The organism is Collinsella sp. AF28-5AC (assembly GCF_003457875.1).
In the GTDB taxonomy this organism is placed as follows: Bacteria; Actinomycetota; Coriobacteriia; order Coriobacteriales; family Coriobacteriaceae; genus Collinsella.
The window spans coordinates 72,291-89,080 of sequence record NZ_QRTA01000007.1 but is presented as its reverse complement, the minus strand read 5'-3'; the positions used below and the strand labels follow the sequence as shown (position 1 = coordinate 89,080).

The window sequence follows — 16,790 nt, the reverse complement described above, 5'->3', positions numbered from 1 at the left end:
CTCCTGGTACTGGCTCGACCCCGACGCGGGCGGCGCCATGGTGACGGGCCTTCACGTGTGCAACGGCTCCGCATACTGGTTCAACTCCTCCGGCGCCATGGCGACCGGGTGGGTCCTCGACGGCGGGACCTGGTACTACGCGACTGGCTCCGGTGCCCTCGCCTCCGGCTGGCTCAACCTAAACGGTACGTGGTACTGGCTCGATCCCTCGACGCACGTCATGGCCACCGGGCTCCATGGGTGCAACGGCTCCATGTACTGGTTCAACGGCTCCGGCTCGATGGCGACCGGATGGGTCCTCGACGGCGGAACCTGGTACTACGCGACGGGCTCCGGCGCGCTGGCCTCCGGCTGGGCATATGTCGGCGGCGCCTGGTACTGGCTCGACCCCTCGACGCACGCTATGGTTACTGGTGTTCAGCAGATCGACGGGGCACAATACTCTTTTGCTAGTAATGGTGCTTGGCTCGGCTAGCAACTCTTCTTTAATTGCTTTTTTCTAATTACATATTGCTCTTAGCTATCCATTTGTAGACTATGTTTATGTAAAAATTGGTTACTACTGGGGGCTGACATGGCAAGGAAAAAGCGAATAACATTAATCCTAATCATTCTTTCAACTCTACTGCTCGCTGGGCCCGGTGTGGTTGATATCGCGAACGCAGAATCCATAAGCTCCTTCATCCCTACTGATTTTGAGCAGCAATCCGTCTCCTCGACTCTTAATTCTTCCGATTCAATCAATGATGGGTCTGCTCAAGAATCCGTTAAATGGAATCAGGGTTGGAATTCGTTTGACGGTAACTGGTTCTATGTGGATTCAGTTAATCCAGTCTCGCTGCATTCTGGCTGGCTCTATACCAATGGGGCCTGGTACTGGCTCGACCCCTCGACGCATGCCATGGCCATCGGGCTCCATGAGTGCAATGGCTCCGCGTACTGGTTTGACGCCTCCGGCGCGATGGCGACCGGGTGGGTGCTCGACGGCGGCACCTGGTACTACGCGACGGGCTCCGGCGCCCTCGCCTCCGGCTGGCTCAACCTAAACGGTACGTGGTACTGGCTTGACCCCTCGACGCACGCCATGGCTACCGGCTTTCACGAGTGCAACGGCTCACTGTACTGGTTTAATGCGTCCGGCGCGATGGCTACCGGATGGCTCCTCGACGGCGGTACCTGGTACTACGCGACGGGATCCGGCGCGCTGGCGCGCGGCCTCGTATCCGTCGGCGGCGTGCCCTACTGCTTCGACGCCCGGACGGGGGCCATGCTGACGGGCTACCAGACGGACGCGCAGGGCGTCCGCCGCTACTTCGGCAGCTGCGGCCCCCTTAACGGATGGGGCCTCGTCGACGGCTCCTGGTACTGGTTTGCGAACGGCATCGCCTCGACCGGCTGGCTTTACACCGGCGGCTCCTGGTACTGGCTCGACCCCGACGCGGGCGGCGCCATGGTGACGGGCCTTCACGTGTGCAACGACTCAGCGTACTGGTTCAGCGCCTCCGGCGCGATGGCGACCGGATGGGTGCTCGACGGCGGGACCTGGTACTACGCGACGGGCTCCGGTGCCCTCGCCTCCGGATGGCTCAGCCTAAGCGGTGCATGGTACTGGCTCGACCCCTCGACGCATGCCATGACCACGGGCGTTCAAACTATCGGATCATGTGAATACATATTTAATAGTACCGGCAAGATGATGGCTAATTGCTGGTCAAACGGTGATGGGTCTTGGATGTATCATTCGTCATCCAGCGGCGCAATTGACCTTAAAGGCATAATGACCGATTCGGGAATCCAGCTGATTGACGATGACGGTAATGCCAGAACGGGCTGGATTGAGAGTCAGGGTTCTCGATATTATTGTTCTGCTAATGGGGTAATTCTGACTGGATGGCAGCAAATTGCTGGGTCTTGGTATTACTTTAACTCGGATGGTCGAATGGCGACCGGCTGGCTTAACGATGGCGGTAACTGGTACTGGCTAGATTCCGCTTCTGGCATAATGAAAACGGGATGGCTTTCCCGTGGGGACACATGGTATTACCTTGATGCCGCACGTGGGGGAGTAATGTTGAGCAACGGTTGGTATTGGATCGGCTCTACTGACTACAAGTTCAGTTCATCCGGCGCAATGGTTGGCGCTTGGGTCGATGTCCCGTGCTATTCGCAGTACCCGGAACTTCCTACTGGCTGTGAGTCGGTTGCCCTTACAAACTTGCTTAACTACTATGGTTTCGGTTTAGGTAAGACGATTATTGCGGATTACTATTTGCCCAAGGGAAGTAATGGCAATTTTGTTACCGCTTTTGATGGCAATCCAAGGCGTAGCAGCGGTGGTCTCATGGGATGCGTCGCACCTGCGATTACTATTGCTGGTAATAACTTTCTGCGTGCTGCTGGAAGTGGCAAGCAGGCAAAAGACGTCTCTTTCTCGTCAATTTCTTCCATTAAGAACAGGCTGACCTGTGGTCAACCTGTTGAGATGTGGAATACCGAATGGGGAAGTTGGCCAGGAGGCCGTTATGCTGCGCGTTGGTATAACGGGCATTCCTATGGTCTGTGGGGCGGTAATCATGCCGTAGTCCTTAAAGGCTATGATGACGAGCAGGGAATTGTCTATCTTTCGGATTCGATTAACGGCAATGTTACGCGAAATGCCCAAGTGTTCTTCGGCACGTGGCAACAGATGGATAGCCAGGCCGTGGTAATTGAATAGCCATGATGCTAAAAGGGGAGAGCTCGACGAGCTCTCCCCTTTTGCTACATTGTTAATCTAGCTACGCCGTCTTCTTACGTCCAAATAGTTCGTCCCAGTTACTGGCTGCCAAAACTGTTCCGCATACAATTACAACGCAGCAGATTACGGATGCCATGTCGGGAATTGTTCCAAGCAAGATCAGGCCAAAGACCACTGACCATGCCGAATAGGAGATATTCAGAGCCATCGCACGCGCTGCTCCGATTGCCGCAATGCCCTTGTAATAGAACAGATAGGATGCAGTTCCTGCGAGTCCGGCGAGTGCAATAATCAATGTGGGCATGCTTGGGATAGCGCCCAACGTGAAATGCCATGCTCCGAAGAGGGGGAGTACGAGCGCTCCATAAACAAGCGCACTTGTAGTTTCGCGGATTTGCAAAGCTGTTTCGTCATCAACGGCATCATCTTTCATTCCCCATGCGCACAGCACCGCTTCGGATCCCCATCCAATAACGGCAAGCACTGCGCCGAGTAAGCCGAGGGGGGCATTTGCAATCTCGCTCGATCCGGCCGATAGATAGCCCATCGTCATTACACCGCAAAGAGCAACGAGAAGGGAAAGAATCTGGCCTTTGCCCATTTTCTCCTTCAGCAGTACGAAGGAAAGGAATGCTCCGACTGCGGGATAGAAGGCGGAGATGATTGCCGTGTAGGCAGCTCCGATGTTATTAATTGCCAATACGTAGCCGGTCATTCCGATAGGTCCACCGAGTAGGGCGCCGGCGATGACGACCTTGCCCGAACGAGTTTTAAGTGCAGCGAGCGTGTCTTTTAGTCTGCCTCGGACTCCCATGTAGCCAAAGAGCCAAATTGCACAGAAGGCATCATGGAGAAAGGATCCCGCAATGGAGGCGCATGCAAGCGCTTCCGCCGATCCAATATAGGGCGCAAGCGCCAAGCCGATTCCAAGAATTACTGTATCAAGGCCCCAAAGAAGACCGCTAAAAAAGCCGAATATCATCGTTACTCACCTTTCCGATAGATCTCCAGTGCCTTTTTGAGGTATTTGGCACCGTAATTGAAGTAGATATAGAGCCATTCGCCCACGAAGTCGCCTTCGGCTTCTTTCAGAAGAGACCAGAGGTACCAGCACCATCCTGCAAGGGCAATGTGCGCATAGTTATGCGCAATTTCGTTGTTTGTTGCCTTGCGCCCAAAATATGCATCAAGCGCGCGGTCGACTTCATCTTCGGAAAGCTCGCAGCAGACACTGCATGTTCCAAAATCGTTTGCGTAATCGCTCATGCCAGCATATTCCCAGTCAATGAGATAGTACTTGTCGTTCTCATCGATAAGGAAATTGAGGTAAAAGAAGTCATTGTGGCAAAGGCATTTTGGTGCATTATCGGCCTGTACAAAGTGCTCCAATTCATCGATTTCGGCGGACATTTCCCTGTAGCCTGGAATGTCGATGGGACCTTTTTCCAGAAGAAGTGATTCGTAGCGCTTCGCTTCGAGGTAGAAGTCAAATTCGGTTTCAACATTTGCACCACTCTCGTGAAGCGAACGACACATCTGCATCATTCGATTCATTTGGGCAGGATCATGCGGGTCAGGCTGCTTTGCGTTGGGTACAAACTTCGAAATTTTCCAACCACGCTTTGGGTCCTCATGAATGAACGTGTCGTCAAGGCCGAGCTCCTTGGCCTTTTTAAGTGCGGCTACTTCTCCATTTCTGTTAATAAGCAGTTCGGTCCCGACTCCCGGATGGCGGTAAACGTACTCTCCGTCATTGGTTCTAAAGTGGCACGATAGATTCGTAAGACCTTGTTTAAGGGGATAAACGTCGTGAATCTCTGATTTGGAGCAGCCGAGCACTTGCTCGATGTTATCGAAAATATCGGAGTCAACGTTTTCGATAAAATGCGGATCAAAGGCACGCAGCTCATCAAGAGAATCGAATTCGTTGATCTCGCCCTCAGGATACTTCTTGATAACCATATCGAGCTCCTTGATGTGCTCGATATATAGATCTTCCCAAAGCTTGTCCGTTGTTTCGGGCTTGTTATATTCCGTTTCGAGAATCTGCTTAAATGCAAGCGAGAAGGCTTTATCAAAGTAGACATGTCCGAGCATATACCAAGCATCGGAACCGCCAATCGTAACATTGGTAATTCTGTCCATTGCTCCGGTTTGAATGCACCATTCTTTGGTGGCGCCTTCAGCATATTGAGCAGAATAAAATGCTTTCCAAACGTATGCTTCGAACGGATTGTTTAGAAGGTAATCATCGCTTGAGCAAATATAGGTGTTGCCAAGCCGCTCTTTTACGCACATAAGCGATGCGTGGTTATTTTTGGATGCATATTCGTTGTTGACGACAATCGAGACGCCGAACTTGCTTTCGAGATAGAAGAAATATTCTTTTTTATAGCCGACAACGACGGTGATATTGCTGATACCTGCGTCTTGCAGCTGCCTAATCTGTCGCTCAATGAGGATCTCACCACGTACTTTTAAAAGGCCTTTGGGCTTTTCATACGAAATGGGAGCAAAGCGGCTCGAAAGCCCCGCAGCCAATATCACTGCGTTTTCAACCTTATAGGGATGAAGCGCTTCGTAACCGCCGTCGGTTAGGCTGTCCGATTCGAGAAGCCCCTCATTCGTGAGCTCTTTATTCGCTGCGTTTACTGATCCAAGTGAAAGGCCGGTGCGCTCGGCAACTTCTCGCTGGCTGGCATATGGGTTCTTTAGGTATTCGTACAGAACTGTAAAGTTACGCTTGGTCAGTTCCACTGCAGGCCTCCAATTAAGATGTTCATTGCTTAGGAAAAGAATAGAATGATTGAACGATATGTTCAATCAATTGTATTTAGCTACATAGACTGAACAGAAAGTAGCGAAAATCAATCTCGAAAGGTGGATTAAAATAACTAAATAGGATATCTGGGAGGGTCGCTTATGTATCGATTCGAAAAGAAGGCCACGCTTGTTTGTGCTGCTGCGTCATTAATCACTGCTTGCTGCTTGCCCCTGAGTGCGAATGTCGCGTTTGCACAGGATTCCGTTGAGGCTCAGAGTATTGAGTCAAAAGCGGATTTTTCTTCTGTGGTTTCCGATGATTTGCAACCTGATAATTCTTCCGTCATAAAAGATGGCTGGCAACGAGACGAGTCGTCCGGAGTTTGGTATTACGGAAAAAACGGTAAACACCAAACTGGCTGGCTGCAAAGCGGGGGCTATTGGTATTGGCTTGATCCGGCCAATGATGGTGCAATGCAGACAGGTTATTTCAATGTGACCGATGCTGGCGGATCGACTGCTTCGTTTTATGCGAATGACGGCAATGCCGCAACGCCTTTTGGCGCGCTATATCAGAACTGCTGGCTACGTAACTCAGATGGAAATTGGTTTTATGCCAATGCTGGAGGCGATTTAGCTGCTGATTGGTTTTATCAAGACGGCACATGGTATTACCTGAATCCTGCCACCCATATAATGCAGGTTGGTTTTGTCGACCTCGGGAGCGGGAAATACTATTTAGATGCCACTGGTGCTATGAAAACCGGCTGGATTCTCGTTGACGGGAATTGGTACTGGGCATATCCATCGGGCGCACTTGCTTCGTCATGGCAGACGATAGGTGGGACTCGCTATTGTTTTGACTCTCAGACGCTGGCTATGTTCAAAGGTCGTCACGAGATCGATGGAAGTACCTACATTTTTGGCGACTATGGCCTCGTAAATGGATGGTTCAAAGATGGAGTAGATTGGTATTACTGCTCTAATGGTATTGCGGTCACTGGCTGGCAACTCGTTAACGGAACCTGGTATTATCTCGATCCGGCTTCCGACGGCAAAATGTCTGTTGGGTATTTAGACCTTGGCAATGCAGCATATTATTTGAATTCGAATGGGACTATGGCTATTGGTTGGGCTCAGTCCGAGGACGGCTGGTATTTTGCCTCTGAATCTGGCGCGCTTATTTCTGGCTGGTATAAAGAGGGCGTGAGTTGGTATTACCTGGACCCTGCTAGCCATCTCATGAAAACGGGCTTATTTGAGGTGGGCGGCAACGATTGTTTCGCAAACCTGAGCGGTAGACTTGTGGTGTCAAGCTGGATTACCGTTAAAGACGGCGTAGAAAGATATGCCGATGGCAATGGATATCTTTGCAAAGATGTGATCCGCGAAAACGGTACTATCCTAAAAACAGCTGGAGCTGATGGCTGGCAGGTTGCGTCCGGTTGGGTTAATGTTGCAAATCAAAGGTTTTATGCTGAGCCCGGAACGGGCGTCATTCATCGTGGATGGCTGCAGATTGATGGCGATTGGTATTGGCTTGATGCCGATTCTGGTGCGATGAAAACTGGATGGGTTTTTACTGACGGTGCATGGTATTACCTAAACGCCGACGGAAAAATGGCAACTGGTTGGAAATGCCTCAATGGAACATGGTATTACCTTGACTCCAACGGCAGCATGCATGTTGGCTGGCTTAAAGATTCGGGTAAGTGGTATTGGCTAGACGGCAGCGGTGCTATGGCAACAGGCGCAAGAACCATCGATGGCGTGCGTCGAATTTTCTGGAGCGATGGCCAGTGCGACAAGGTTGGCTGGCAAAATCCTCCGCAGTATCCCCAGGTCAGCTCTTGGACTGTTCAGTTGCCTAGCTACTGCACTGGCTACTTTACCTATGTGACTCCTTCTCGCATTTCTGTCGAAGCGACGCGGGAAGATTGCGTGAATGCCTTTATTCAGCGTGCTTACGAATATATCGGTACGCAATATATTGAGCCTTGGTCTACCGCTCCCGGCGGGGCTGTTGATTGCTCTGGTTTTGTCTTGCAATGTCTTTATGCTACTGGCATGGATATGGGTGTTTACAACCCTTATAACCATCGCTGGGATCCAAGCCAAACCTACAATTCGATGAATTGGTATCGAAGCAACATCTTTATGCCCGTGAGCACCAGCTCGATTCAGCGTGGCGATGTGATTTATTATCGCGGGCATATCGCAATCGCACTTGGCGGCGGTATGATGATTGACTCCTGGCCTCATCAGGGTGTCGGTATTCATCCCGTCAGCGCTAGGGGAAATGTGATCGGCGCAGCCCGTCCGTTTATCTAATTGATTTGCTGCAAGACGGTCGATATCGGTTGGGGGCCTGAAATGAATGTCCGGATTGAACATCGAATTTGTTGGCGAGTAATTGGCTTGATGCTATTTTCCGCCTTGCTCTCAGTTTCCGTCCCCGCATTTTCTTGCACAGCTTATGCCGTGGAAGAGGGGGCGGATAACGGTGTCGTAGAGCGCGACTCGACAGGAGGGCCGGGAGCATTGGTCGGTGGCGGTTGCTCTCAAGACTCCAGCGATTGTGCCGGCAAAACAACGGAAGATTCGAGCCTACAGGTTGTCGAAAGCCATGACCCGTCGACTACAGAACAACTATCTGGATGGCAATGGAACGGTTTGTCCTGGTATTACTATCTAGATGGCTGTCGTTTGACCGGAATTCAGAATATTGGCGACTCGCTGTACTACTTGGACCCCGCTCGTGACGGCGCAATGAGCTGCGGCTGGATTTTTACTGAAAATAAGTGGTATTACGCGGGTCCGTCAGGCGCTTTGGCAAGTGGCTGGCAGTTTATTGGAGACCAATGGTACTGGTTTGACTCCCTTAACAGCTGTTCTATGGCTACTGGTAGACGTGTTATTGATGGGCACCCTTATCTTCTTGGAACCTATGGACTGATTAATGGATGGTGCCTTGATAACGGTTTATGGTATTGGGGTAGCAATGGTGAAGTCTTAACCGGCTGGCTTCAAACTGGCAATAACTGGTATTGGCTTGATCCCGCCAATGATGGTGTTATGTCTAGAGGAATCGTTTCTGTCGGTTCGTCTCGTTACTATTTATCGGATTCCGGCGCAATGGCTGTTGGTTGGGCGTTTGATGGGACGGACTGGTATTACGCTGACGGTTCCGGCGCACTTGCATCGGGCTGGCGTTTGGTGAATGGCGTTTGGTATTGGCTCGATGTCGCAAATGACAATAGAATGACTACCGGCTTTTTTGTCATCGGATCCAATCAATATCATTTTTCTTCAACGGGAGCGCTGTCACTCGGCTGGTTTATGAGCAATGGAGACTGGTATTACGCTGAGCCTTCTCATGCATCGGGCATTGTAAAGACGGGATGGCTGAAGGATAATAGCCAATACTATTATCTCGATCCTGCCGCCGACGGTAAAATGCTGCTTGGTCATTTCTCTGTAAATGGGAAAAGCTATTATGCAAAAGCTTCAGGCGCTGTTGCTTGTCGTGAATGGGTAGATACTCAGGGCTCGTATGCAGAAGAGCCGTCTAAGGCTTTTGCTGGTTCTGATTGCTCATTGTGTGGAGCATTGCGTAGTGGAAAGCTATTTATATCAAACGGTGATGGCGAATTAGCCGAAGCTCACGGGTTTGTGACGCTTGGGGGGTGCAAATTCTATGCTGATCCAACCGATGGTTCCCTCTGCGCTGGATGGAAGAACGTTAACGGAAAATGGTACTTCTTTGATGAGACCGCTGGCTATGCGCGATCTGGCTGGCTGTACAAGGATGGCTCCTGGTTCTATTTGGACCCATCTTCCTACGTTATGAAAACCGGCTGGGTTGCCGTTAACGGATCTTGGTATTACTTGAATTCATCTGGTTATATGCAAACAGGGTGGCTTAACCTGGGGAGTACCTGGTATTGGCTTGACGCTAGTGGCGCCATGGCTACTGGCTGGCGCGTTGTGGACGGATGCTGGCAATACTTCATGGCTAACGGTGCGTGGGTGTCAGACTATATGGATGCTAAAGCACAAAGTTATTCAAGCAATACAAATTGGCTAATACTTGTCGATACGGCACGTTGTGTTACGAGCATTTATACTGGGTCATGGAATAATTGGTCCTTAAACCGTCGATATGTATGCTCGACGGGTAAAGCCAGCACACCTACGGTGATAGGGGAGTACCGAGTCTACGGAAAGGGATACTCCTTTGGGCATGGATATACTTGCTATTACTACACGCAGTTCTACGGTGATTATCTATTCCATTCTTCGCCCTACTATGTCAACAGCAATCGTGTGATGGACCCCACGATGGGTGTTCCGTCATCTGCTGGGTGTGTGCGTCTAGAGATTCAGAATGCAAAATGGATTTACGATAATATTCCTTATGGAACAAAAGTCGTTACGTATTAAGAGATTTCTGCATCAATATCTTCGATGGAAGAATAAGTCGCATGTCTTTTGTAAGAGGGCCAGGTATTGTACTGGTTTTTATGAATGGACGATTCATCAAAGATATCTACTAAGTGGATAAATTAGTCTGGGCATTGGAGTAATTCAAGAGATGAAAAAAACCTGTTTTGTTCTTAGTGGTAATGCGTATCTATGTCCTTATTTGTTCAACTTTTATGTCGATAATACTCCCGGGGAAAAATACCTTGTCTACTGGAATAGGGAGGGCGTGGAGGAGACGCTTGGGTCGATTAAGGGCATTGAATATGATAAGCCCTGCCCAGATACTGGTTTATTACGCAGACTTTACAGTTATTTTGCCTATATGTTGTTTGTAAATAAACAGCTATTAAATAGTGATTTTGATCACATAGTTTTACTTAATACTATTGCTGGTTATTTTGCGTTTCCTGCACTGCTTATTAAGTATCGTAAACGCTATGTAATGGATGTTCGAGATTACGGAGGAGAGTTTAATCCGATTCTGGGCCTCATGTCTCGCGCTATAGTGTCCTTTGCTGGAATCGTGGTGCTTTCATCACGTTTTTATGCCGCTTTTCTCGCCCCTTCTGAATACAGTTATGTTCACAATCTGCAACGACCGTCATTCTCTAATCTTGATGCTAGTTCATGTGTGAATAGTTTAAATGGCAATCCATCTTTACCGATCGTGATTGCATTCATTGGTAGTGTTGGCCAGTATATTGAGCAACATGTTAAGTTGATTAATATGTTTAAAAATGATTCACGTTTCCGTTTGATGTTTGCAGGAGCTGGATCTGAAAAGCTAAAGGATTATTGTAGAAATAATCACGTAGAAAACGTCCAACTGTTAGGGAGGTTTGCACCTGAAAAAATGTACTCTTTATATACAGGAGTCAACATAATCCACAATCTGTACGGCAATGGGGATCCATTTCTCGATTACGCTATTTCTAACAAAATGTATATAGCTGCCCAACTTCATATGCCAATTCTTGTTTGCCCGAATACCGCAATGGAAACAATGGCAAGTGATTATGGTATTGGTTTTACACTTGATTTAGATAATACAAATGTTAATTGGCCCGATTTATTGTTCGAATACTATACCGGTCTAGATTCGAATAGCTTTATTAAGGGTTGCGAGAAATTGTTAACCGATGCATATGATGACAATCAGAACTATTCGGATAGATATACTTCGTTCATTTCTTAAGGCTTGGTTTTTTAATGACGAATGAAATTCTTTCTTTTGATGCGGTGAAACACGAAGAACTGAAAATCTTGGTGGAATTTCACGATTTTTGTGAGAAATACAATTTGTGCTATTCGCTGTCGTATGGAACTCTAATCGGTGCCGTGCGTCATAAGGGTTTTATCCCCTGGGATGATGATATAGATGTTGTCATGCCGCGGAAGGATTACGATAGGTTTCTCGGCCTTGTTCAAAGCGGTAAGTTTTCTCCGTGGCTTCGCGTTCAGGCTACAGAGATTGATGGGTATTTACCTTCATTCGCAAAAGTAATTAATCCTATGATCTCCGTTCAGACAGAGAGGGATCGCCCTTCAGTTCCAGAATGGCTTTGGATAGATGTGTTCCCAATTGACGGTATATCCGATTCAAATCTAAAGGCCACTATTATGTTTTATGAAGTGAAATTGCTTGATTTGATTTGTATTGTATCAAGGCTCAACTTCCATTATCCACATCCGATTAGCATGAAAATTCTCATGGCTATTTTTTATCCCATTTCTCTAGTGCTGCCTATAGAGAAATGGGCTTCCGAGCGTTTACATAAACTTTCAAGAAAATATGTTATTGGCGAAACAAAGAGAGCGGGACAAATCGGATGGGGGTTTGGTCTCAGGGAGGCATTTCCAAATAGTTATTTTACGGATGTAATGGATGCAGAATTTGAGGGCCATCAATTTAAAATCCCAACTCATTATGATGAGATGCTTACTCAACTTTATGGCGACTATATGATCATTCCTCCCGCTGATAAACAGGTGTCTCATCAATTAACTGCATCAGTTAATTCAAGAACGGAGTAATTGTTGGGTTCCGATAAAGTTCTTTCGATAAAGTCTAATATTTTATGGAGTTCTATTGGCTCGATTATCGGTTTATCTTGCCAATGGTTAATAAGCGTGCTGGTGGTTCGCCTATCCTTTGGTTTTTCTGATGCTGGCTTATACTCGCTTTCGATGTCTGTCTATGGCATTTTTTTCCCAATTGCTCAATATAGGATGTATACATATCAAGTTTCAGATGTTAATGGGGAAAACACGGTAGGGGAGTATCTTTCCTTTAGATTACTAACCATACTTTTATCACTTGTTTTGACTTTTGCTTATTCGCTATTTACTTGTCGCCCTGCTTCCGTTTTCTGCATTTTTCTCTACGGCTTATATAAAAGCGCCAACCAATTGATAGATGTCCTTCATGCTGCTGATCAGCAGTTTTCCCGGATGGATTATGTTGGAGTCTCACTTGCGCTTCAGGGAGCCTTGTCTCTAGTTTTTTTCTGTGTTGCTTTATCTTGCTTTCGTTCGGTGCCGCTAGCTATATTTGCAATGTTTATTGCGGTCGTATTAGTTGGATGGTTTTACGATTTGCCACGTACTTCTGCGCTAACAAGCATTGTTGTTGGAATTAGCCGAAATAAGGCAAAGCGATTATTGATAACATGCTTGCCGGCTGTGGTTGCTGGCATAGCGGTTTCCGCGTCATCGTCAATTCCACGCCAATATTTATCTTCTGCATTGGGAGATTCTGCTCTTGGGGTCTACTCATCTATTGCGGCTCCTATTGCTATCATTCAAATGGGTGTTTCATATTTGTATAACCCCCTGCTCGGTTATTTCTCGAAAAGTTATTCAGATAAAGACAGGCGTTCTTTCTTTCGCCTATGTTTTGCCTGCTTACTTGGTGCGTTAATCATCGCCGTTGTGTTCGGTATTGGTTTTGAGGTGTTTGGAAATAGCTTATTTTCATTTGTATTTGGTGATGAAATACTACCTTTCATGTATTTAGTTCCACCTATGATAGCTTCTGCTGTTTTGACTGGACTGATGTGGCTTGTCAATGATTTGTTGATTTCATTTAGGTATTTTTCGCATACCCTAGTTGCTGGCGTGTTGATGTTTATCGTGTCACTAAGTTCAATGAAGTATTCCGTAGAAGTATTCAATTTAAATGGTGTTACAGTGTGTAGCTTAATATCTTGTCTTTTTGGACTTGTATATATGGTGGTCGTATTGTCTATCTTGTTGAGACGTCATTTTAATAATCTCGTTTAATTGCATCATTTGATTTAGGGCGAATTGCTCTCCCTGACTTCTTCCTCTGAATTATTTAAATGATTATTATTTGTTCGTAATGACTATGTGTATTTCAATGGTTTTTTTAAGGGGCTGGTTCTTGAAATGAAAAAGGTAATGCTAGTTTTCGGAACTCGTCCGGAAGCAATTAAGATGTGCCCACTTGTGAATGTGCTCAAAACTCATCCGGATGATTTCAGTACCGTTGTTGTAGTGACTGGCCAACATCGGGAGATGCTTGAGCAGGTTTTGCATGTCTTTAATGTGGAACCCGATATTGACCTAGCAGTCATGAAGCCTGGTCAGACTCTTTTCGATGTTACGTGTAACATTCTTCTTAAAATCAAGAAGGTTCTTGAGGGGGAAAGACCGGATGTCGTGCTTGTCCATGGAGATACCACGACAAGCTTTGCTGCAGCCTTAGCTTGTTTTTATCTGCAAATTCCGGTCGGTCATGTTGAGGCTGGTTTACGCACACATGATATTAGCAGTCCTTGGCCAGAGGAGTTTAACCGCCAAGCAGTTGACATCGTGAGTCAATATTATTTCGCACCAACCGAGGTGAGCAGACAAAACCTTCTCGATGAGGGAAAAAGACCCGAAAAGATTTGGGTTACAGGTAACACGGGAATTGATGCACTTTATACTACCGTGGATCCGGAGTATTCACATCATGAGCTTGACTGGGCAAAGGGTTCTCGTTTGATTCTTATCACCGCACATCGCCGCGAAAACCTTGGTGAACCTATGCATCGCATGTTCCGTGCTATTCGTCGCGTAATGGAAGATTATCCCGATACCAAAGCTATATACCCTATTCATATGAATCCTCTTGTTCGCAAGGCTGCCCATGAAGAGCTAGATGGATTTGATCGACTGCATATTATTGACCCCCTTGAAGTATTTGATTTTCATAACTTTATGGCTAAAAGCTATCTGATACTTACTGACTCAGGCGGTATTCAAGAAGAAGCGCCAAGCCTTGGCAAGCCTGTTCTTGTCATGCGTGACACTACTGAGCGTCCTGAGGGCGTTAAGGCGGGGACTTTGAAACTTGTTGGCACAGAGGAAGATGTAATTTACAACGAGTTTAGCAGGTTGCTCTCGGATGTCTCAGAGTATGAAGCGATGAGTCACGCTTCCAATCCTTATGGTGATGGCCATGCAAGTGAAAGAATCGCTTCGGTTCTTTCTGACGGTCATTTACGATGAACCGTGCTAGTAATAACTTAGTTATATTGGATTAAATAATTCATCTGTTTTGTTCTATACTATAAATTTCGTTGAATTTGCAAGAGGGTAGATGCAGCACACCTTGTGGCAATCATAGTGGTTACTACGCAGACCACAGATTGTCGATGGTGATAACAGCTATAGTGTTTATATGTTCTAGATCCGTTGTGGATACTGTGTTGCCTATCATGCTAGCTTCCTGCATTACATGTAGTTCGTCTTGTTGGTGCTATTTTTAGTTTTAGCTAAGGATAACGGGCTATCATTGAAAGGTTGTTCATGAGCAATCCTTATAAGGTGCTAGTTATTGTGCCTGCTTATAATGAAGCTGAATCAATTTGTGCGACAGTTAAAGCCGTGATTGATTCAGGATATGATTACGTCGTGGTCAATGATGGTTCAACTGATAATACGCTTGAGATTTGTCATGCTAACCATCTTAATGTACTTGATCTACCGCAGAATCTTGGCATTGGAGGGGCTGTACAAGCCGGCCATAAGTACGCTAAAAAATATGGATATAACATCGACGTTCAGGTGGATGGCGATGGACAACATGATCCATGTTTTATTTCCAGTATGGTTGAGCAGATTGAAGCTGGCTACGACTTGGTTATCGGGTCTAGGTTTCTCGAGCGAACTGGGGGGTTTCAGTCTACGTTTTTACGCCGAGTGGGTATTTCATGGCTTACTAGGGTGATTAAAATGTGTACGGGGAAGTACATAGCTGATCCGACATCTGGATTTAGGGCCTGCGGACCGAAGGCTATTGATTATTTCTGTAAGAACTATCCAGTTGATTACCCCGAACCCGATTCTATTGTCTCGGTGCTTGCTTGCGGTCTGTCTGTATCTGAGGTTCCCGTTGTCATGAAAGAGAGGCAAGGGGGCTCATCATCCATTTCGGGCTTTTCGAGTGCCTATTACATGATCAAAGTTACCCTTGCAATTATTATTTCTGCATGTTCAAAAACGAGGTGTTAAAGTGCCGGTAACCCTTCGCGTTTCTGTCGCAGTGGCCTGTATTTTACTCGCTGCATACGTAGTTAAGCTTATTGTGAATGGCAGGCTCCAACTTAAGTATTCTCTATTGTGGTTGGCGCTGGTCCTGGTCCTAGTCCTGTCTGCTCTATTTCCTCAGCCTCTGTGTTTTTTATCGTCGGCGATGGGGTTTGCCACGCCTTCCAATTTTATATTTGTTCTAGGGTTTGTCTTTGTAATCCTAATCATGCTTTCACTTAGTTTAATTGCCAGCAAACAGGCCGATGCGATTAAGAACTTAACTCAACGAGTTGCATTGCTTGAAAAAGATATCGAGAGCATTCTGAGGGATAAATAGTTCTATGTTTACGTGTAATGATCATACATTCGTAGTTTGCGCCTATGGCGAATCACCTTATTTGAGCGACTGTATATCGTCTTTAATGAACCAGAAACAGGCCAGTAGGATCCTTATCTCTACTTCTACTCCGAATAAACATATTGAGCAGATTGCTTCTAGCTATAATTTGCCTGTATTTATTAACAATGGGATGCCAGGAATTGGACATGACTGGAATTGTGCAATTTCCCATGCGCAATCTCCATTGGTCACCATTGCTCATCAAGATGACCTGTATTCCCCTAATTATTCAATTGAAATGCTTCGCTCTGTGAACGCCTCCAAACATCCCTTGATCTTCTTTTCTAATTATGGGGAGATTCGTAATGGGGAGTATGCCGATGACATATCGATCCTTAAAGTGAAAAGAATACTACTAAGAAAATTCGCTCGGGACGGTAATTCATCTATAGTCAGAGATAAGCGTCGGGCTTTGCGGTTTGGATCTGCGATTTGCTGCCCTTCGGTCACGTATGTTATGCCTAATCTCGAGACACCTTTGTTTTCGAGCGAGATGAAGTGTGACTTGGACTGGGAAGCGTGGGAGAGATTTTCGCGACTTGAAGGTTCCTTTGTTTATTCTCCCGAGATTCTCATGCATCATCGAATTCACGAAGAATCTGAGACGACTTCCTTGATCGAAGATAATACACGGAGCTCCGAAGACCTTGCAATGCTTGAAAAATTCTGGCCTAAAAAGGTTGCGAAAGTAATTCATCGGCTATATTCAGTCAGCATGAATAGCAACACTCTTTAGCGTTTCTGTGTTGAACGTCTCCTCTGAGTCGGTTGACGAGCGCATTGTGCATGACTGAATTCGGTTATTAGCCTTCGAAGTCGGATGCTACGGCGCTATGCTTGCATTGATATTATCGACGTAACCTCCGA

General features: G+C 46.7%; 12 protein-coding genes and 1 pseudogene. 11 read left to right on the top strand and 2 right to left on the bottom strand.

What is annotated here, in order from left to right:
- Nucleotides 1-475 (top strand): annotated as a pseudogene (locus DWZ01_RS06400) (N-acetylmuramoyl-L-alanine amidase family protein); the annotation flags it as partial.
- A 99-nt stretch (nt 476-574) separates the two neighbouring features.
- Nucleotides 575-2,716, top strand: a complete 2,142-nt coding sequence (locus tag DWZ01_RS06395) for a C39 family peptidase (RefSeq protein ID WP_117848412.1) — start codon at nt 575-577, stop codon at nt 2,714-2,716.
- A 61-nt stretch (nt 2,717-2,777) separates the two neighbouring features.
- Here DWZ01_RS06395 and DWZ01_RS06390 read toward each other — a convergent pair whose 3' ends face one another.
- Both DWZ01_RS06390 and DWZ01_RS06385 read right to left on the bottom strand, forming a co-directional pair.
- The gene (locus DWZ01_RS06390) at nt 2,778-3,719 is read right to left on the bottom strand and encodes a DMT family transporter (protein ID WP_117848411.1); all 942 of its coding nucleotides are present in this window, start codon (nt 3,717-3,719) and stop codon (nt 2,778-2,780) included.
- A gap of 2 nt (nt 3,720-3,721) precedes the next feature.
- The gene (locus DWZ01_RS06385) at nt 3,722-5,494 is read right to left on the bottom strand and encodes a phosphotransferase (protein WP_199412404.1); all 1,773 of its coding nucleotides are present in this window, start codon (nt 5,492-5,494) and stop codon (nt 3,722-3,724) included.
- A 165-nt stretch (nt 5,495-5,659) separates the two neighbouring features.
- On the opposite strand from DWZ01_RS06385, the gene DWZ01_RS11015 reads away from it, so the two are divergent.
- The 9 genes from DWZ01_RS11015 to DWZ01_RS06350 all read left to right on the top strand — a co-directional run bounded on the left by DWZ01_RS11015 (nt 5,660) and on the right by DWZ01_RS06350 (nt 16,659).
- The gene (locus DWZ01_RS11015) at nt 5,660-7,831 is read left to right on the top strand and encodes an NlpC/P60 family protein (RefSeq protein ID WP_117848410.1); all 2,172 of its coding nucleotides are present in this window, start codon (nt 5,660-5,662) and stop codon (nt 7,829-7,831) included.
- Nucleotides 7,832-7,873: 42 nt separating this feature from the next.
- Complete coding sequence (locus tag DWZ01_RS06375; protein ID WP_117848409.1) at nt 7,874-9,943, top strand: L,D-transpeptidase family protein; 2,070 nt, start codon at nt 7,874-7,876, stop codon at nt 9,941-9,943.
- Nucleotides 9,944-10,211: 268 nt separating this feature from the next.
- A complete protein-coding gene (locus tag DWZ01_RS10635) occupies nt 10,212-11,180 on the top strand; it encodes a glycosyltransferase family 4 protein (protein WP_147332630.1) in 969 nt (322 codons plus the stop codon).
- A 14-nt stretch (nt 11,181-11,194) separates the two neighbouring features.
- Entirely contained in the window at nt 11,195-12,019 is an 825-nt protein-coding gene (locus tag DWZ01_RS06370; RefSeq protein ID WP_117848408.1) for a phosphorylcholine transferase LicD, read from the top strand.
- Between the two features lie 3 nt (nt 12,020-12,022).
- Nucleotides 12,023-13,267 carry a lipopolysaccharide biosynthesis protein gene (locus tag DWZ01_RS10630; protein WP_147332629.1) on the top strand — a complete coding sequence of 415 codons (1,245 nt, stop codon included), beginning with the start codon at nt 12,023-12,025 and terminating at the stop codon, nt 13,265-13,267.
- A gap of 87 nt (nt 13,268-13,354) precedes the next feature.
- Nucleotides 13,355-14,500 carry a non-hydrolyzing UDP-N-acetylglucosamine 2-epimerase gene (gene wecB, locus DWZ01_RS06365; RefSeq protein ID WP_304485483.1) on the top strand — a complete coding sequence of 382 codons (1,146 nt, stop codon included), beginning with the start codon at nt 13,355-13,357 and terminating at the stop codon, nt 14,498-14,500.
- A 300-nt stretch (nt 14,501-14,800) separates the two neighbouring features.
- Nucleotides 14,801-15,505: a glycosyltransferase family 2 protein gene (locus tag DWZ01_RS06360; RefSeq protein WP_117848406.1), complete on the top strand. Its 705-nt coding sequence runs from the start codon at nt 14,801-14,803 to the stop codon at nt 15,503-15,505.
- A gap of 1 nt (nt 15,506) precedes the next feature.
- Nucleotides 15,507-15,860, top strand: a complete 354-nt coding sequence (locus tag DWZ01_RS06355; RefSeq protein WP_117848405.1) for a DUF2304 domain-containing protein — start codon at nt 15,507-15,509, stop codon at nt 15,858-15,860.
- A 4-nt stretch (nt 15,861-15,864) separates the two neighbouring features.
- On the top strand, nt 15,865-16,659 hold the full coding sequence (locus DWZ01_RS06350; protein ID WP_117848404.1) for a glycosyltransferase family 2 protein: 795 nt from the start codon (nt 15,865-15,867) through the stop codon (nt 16,657-16,659).
- The last annotated feature ends 131 nt before the right edge of the window (nt 16,660-16,790 follow it).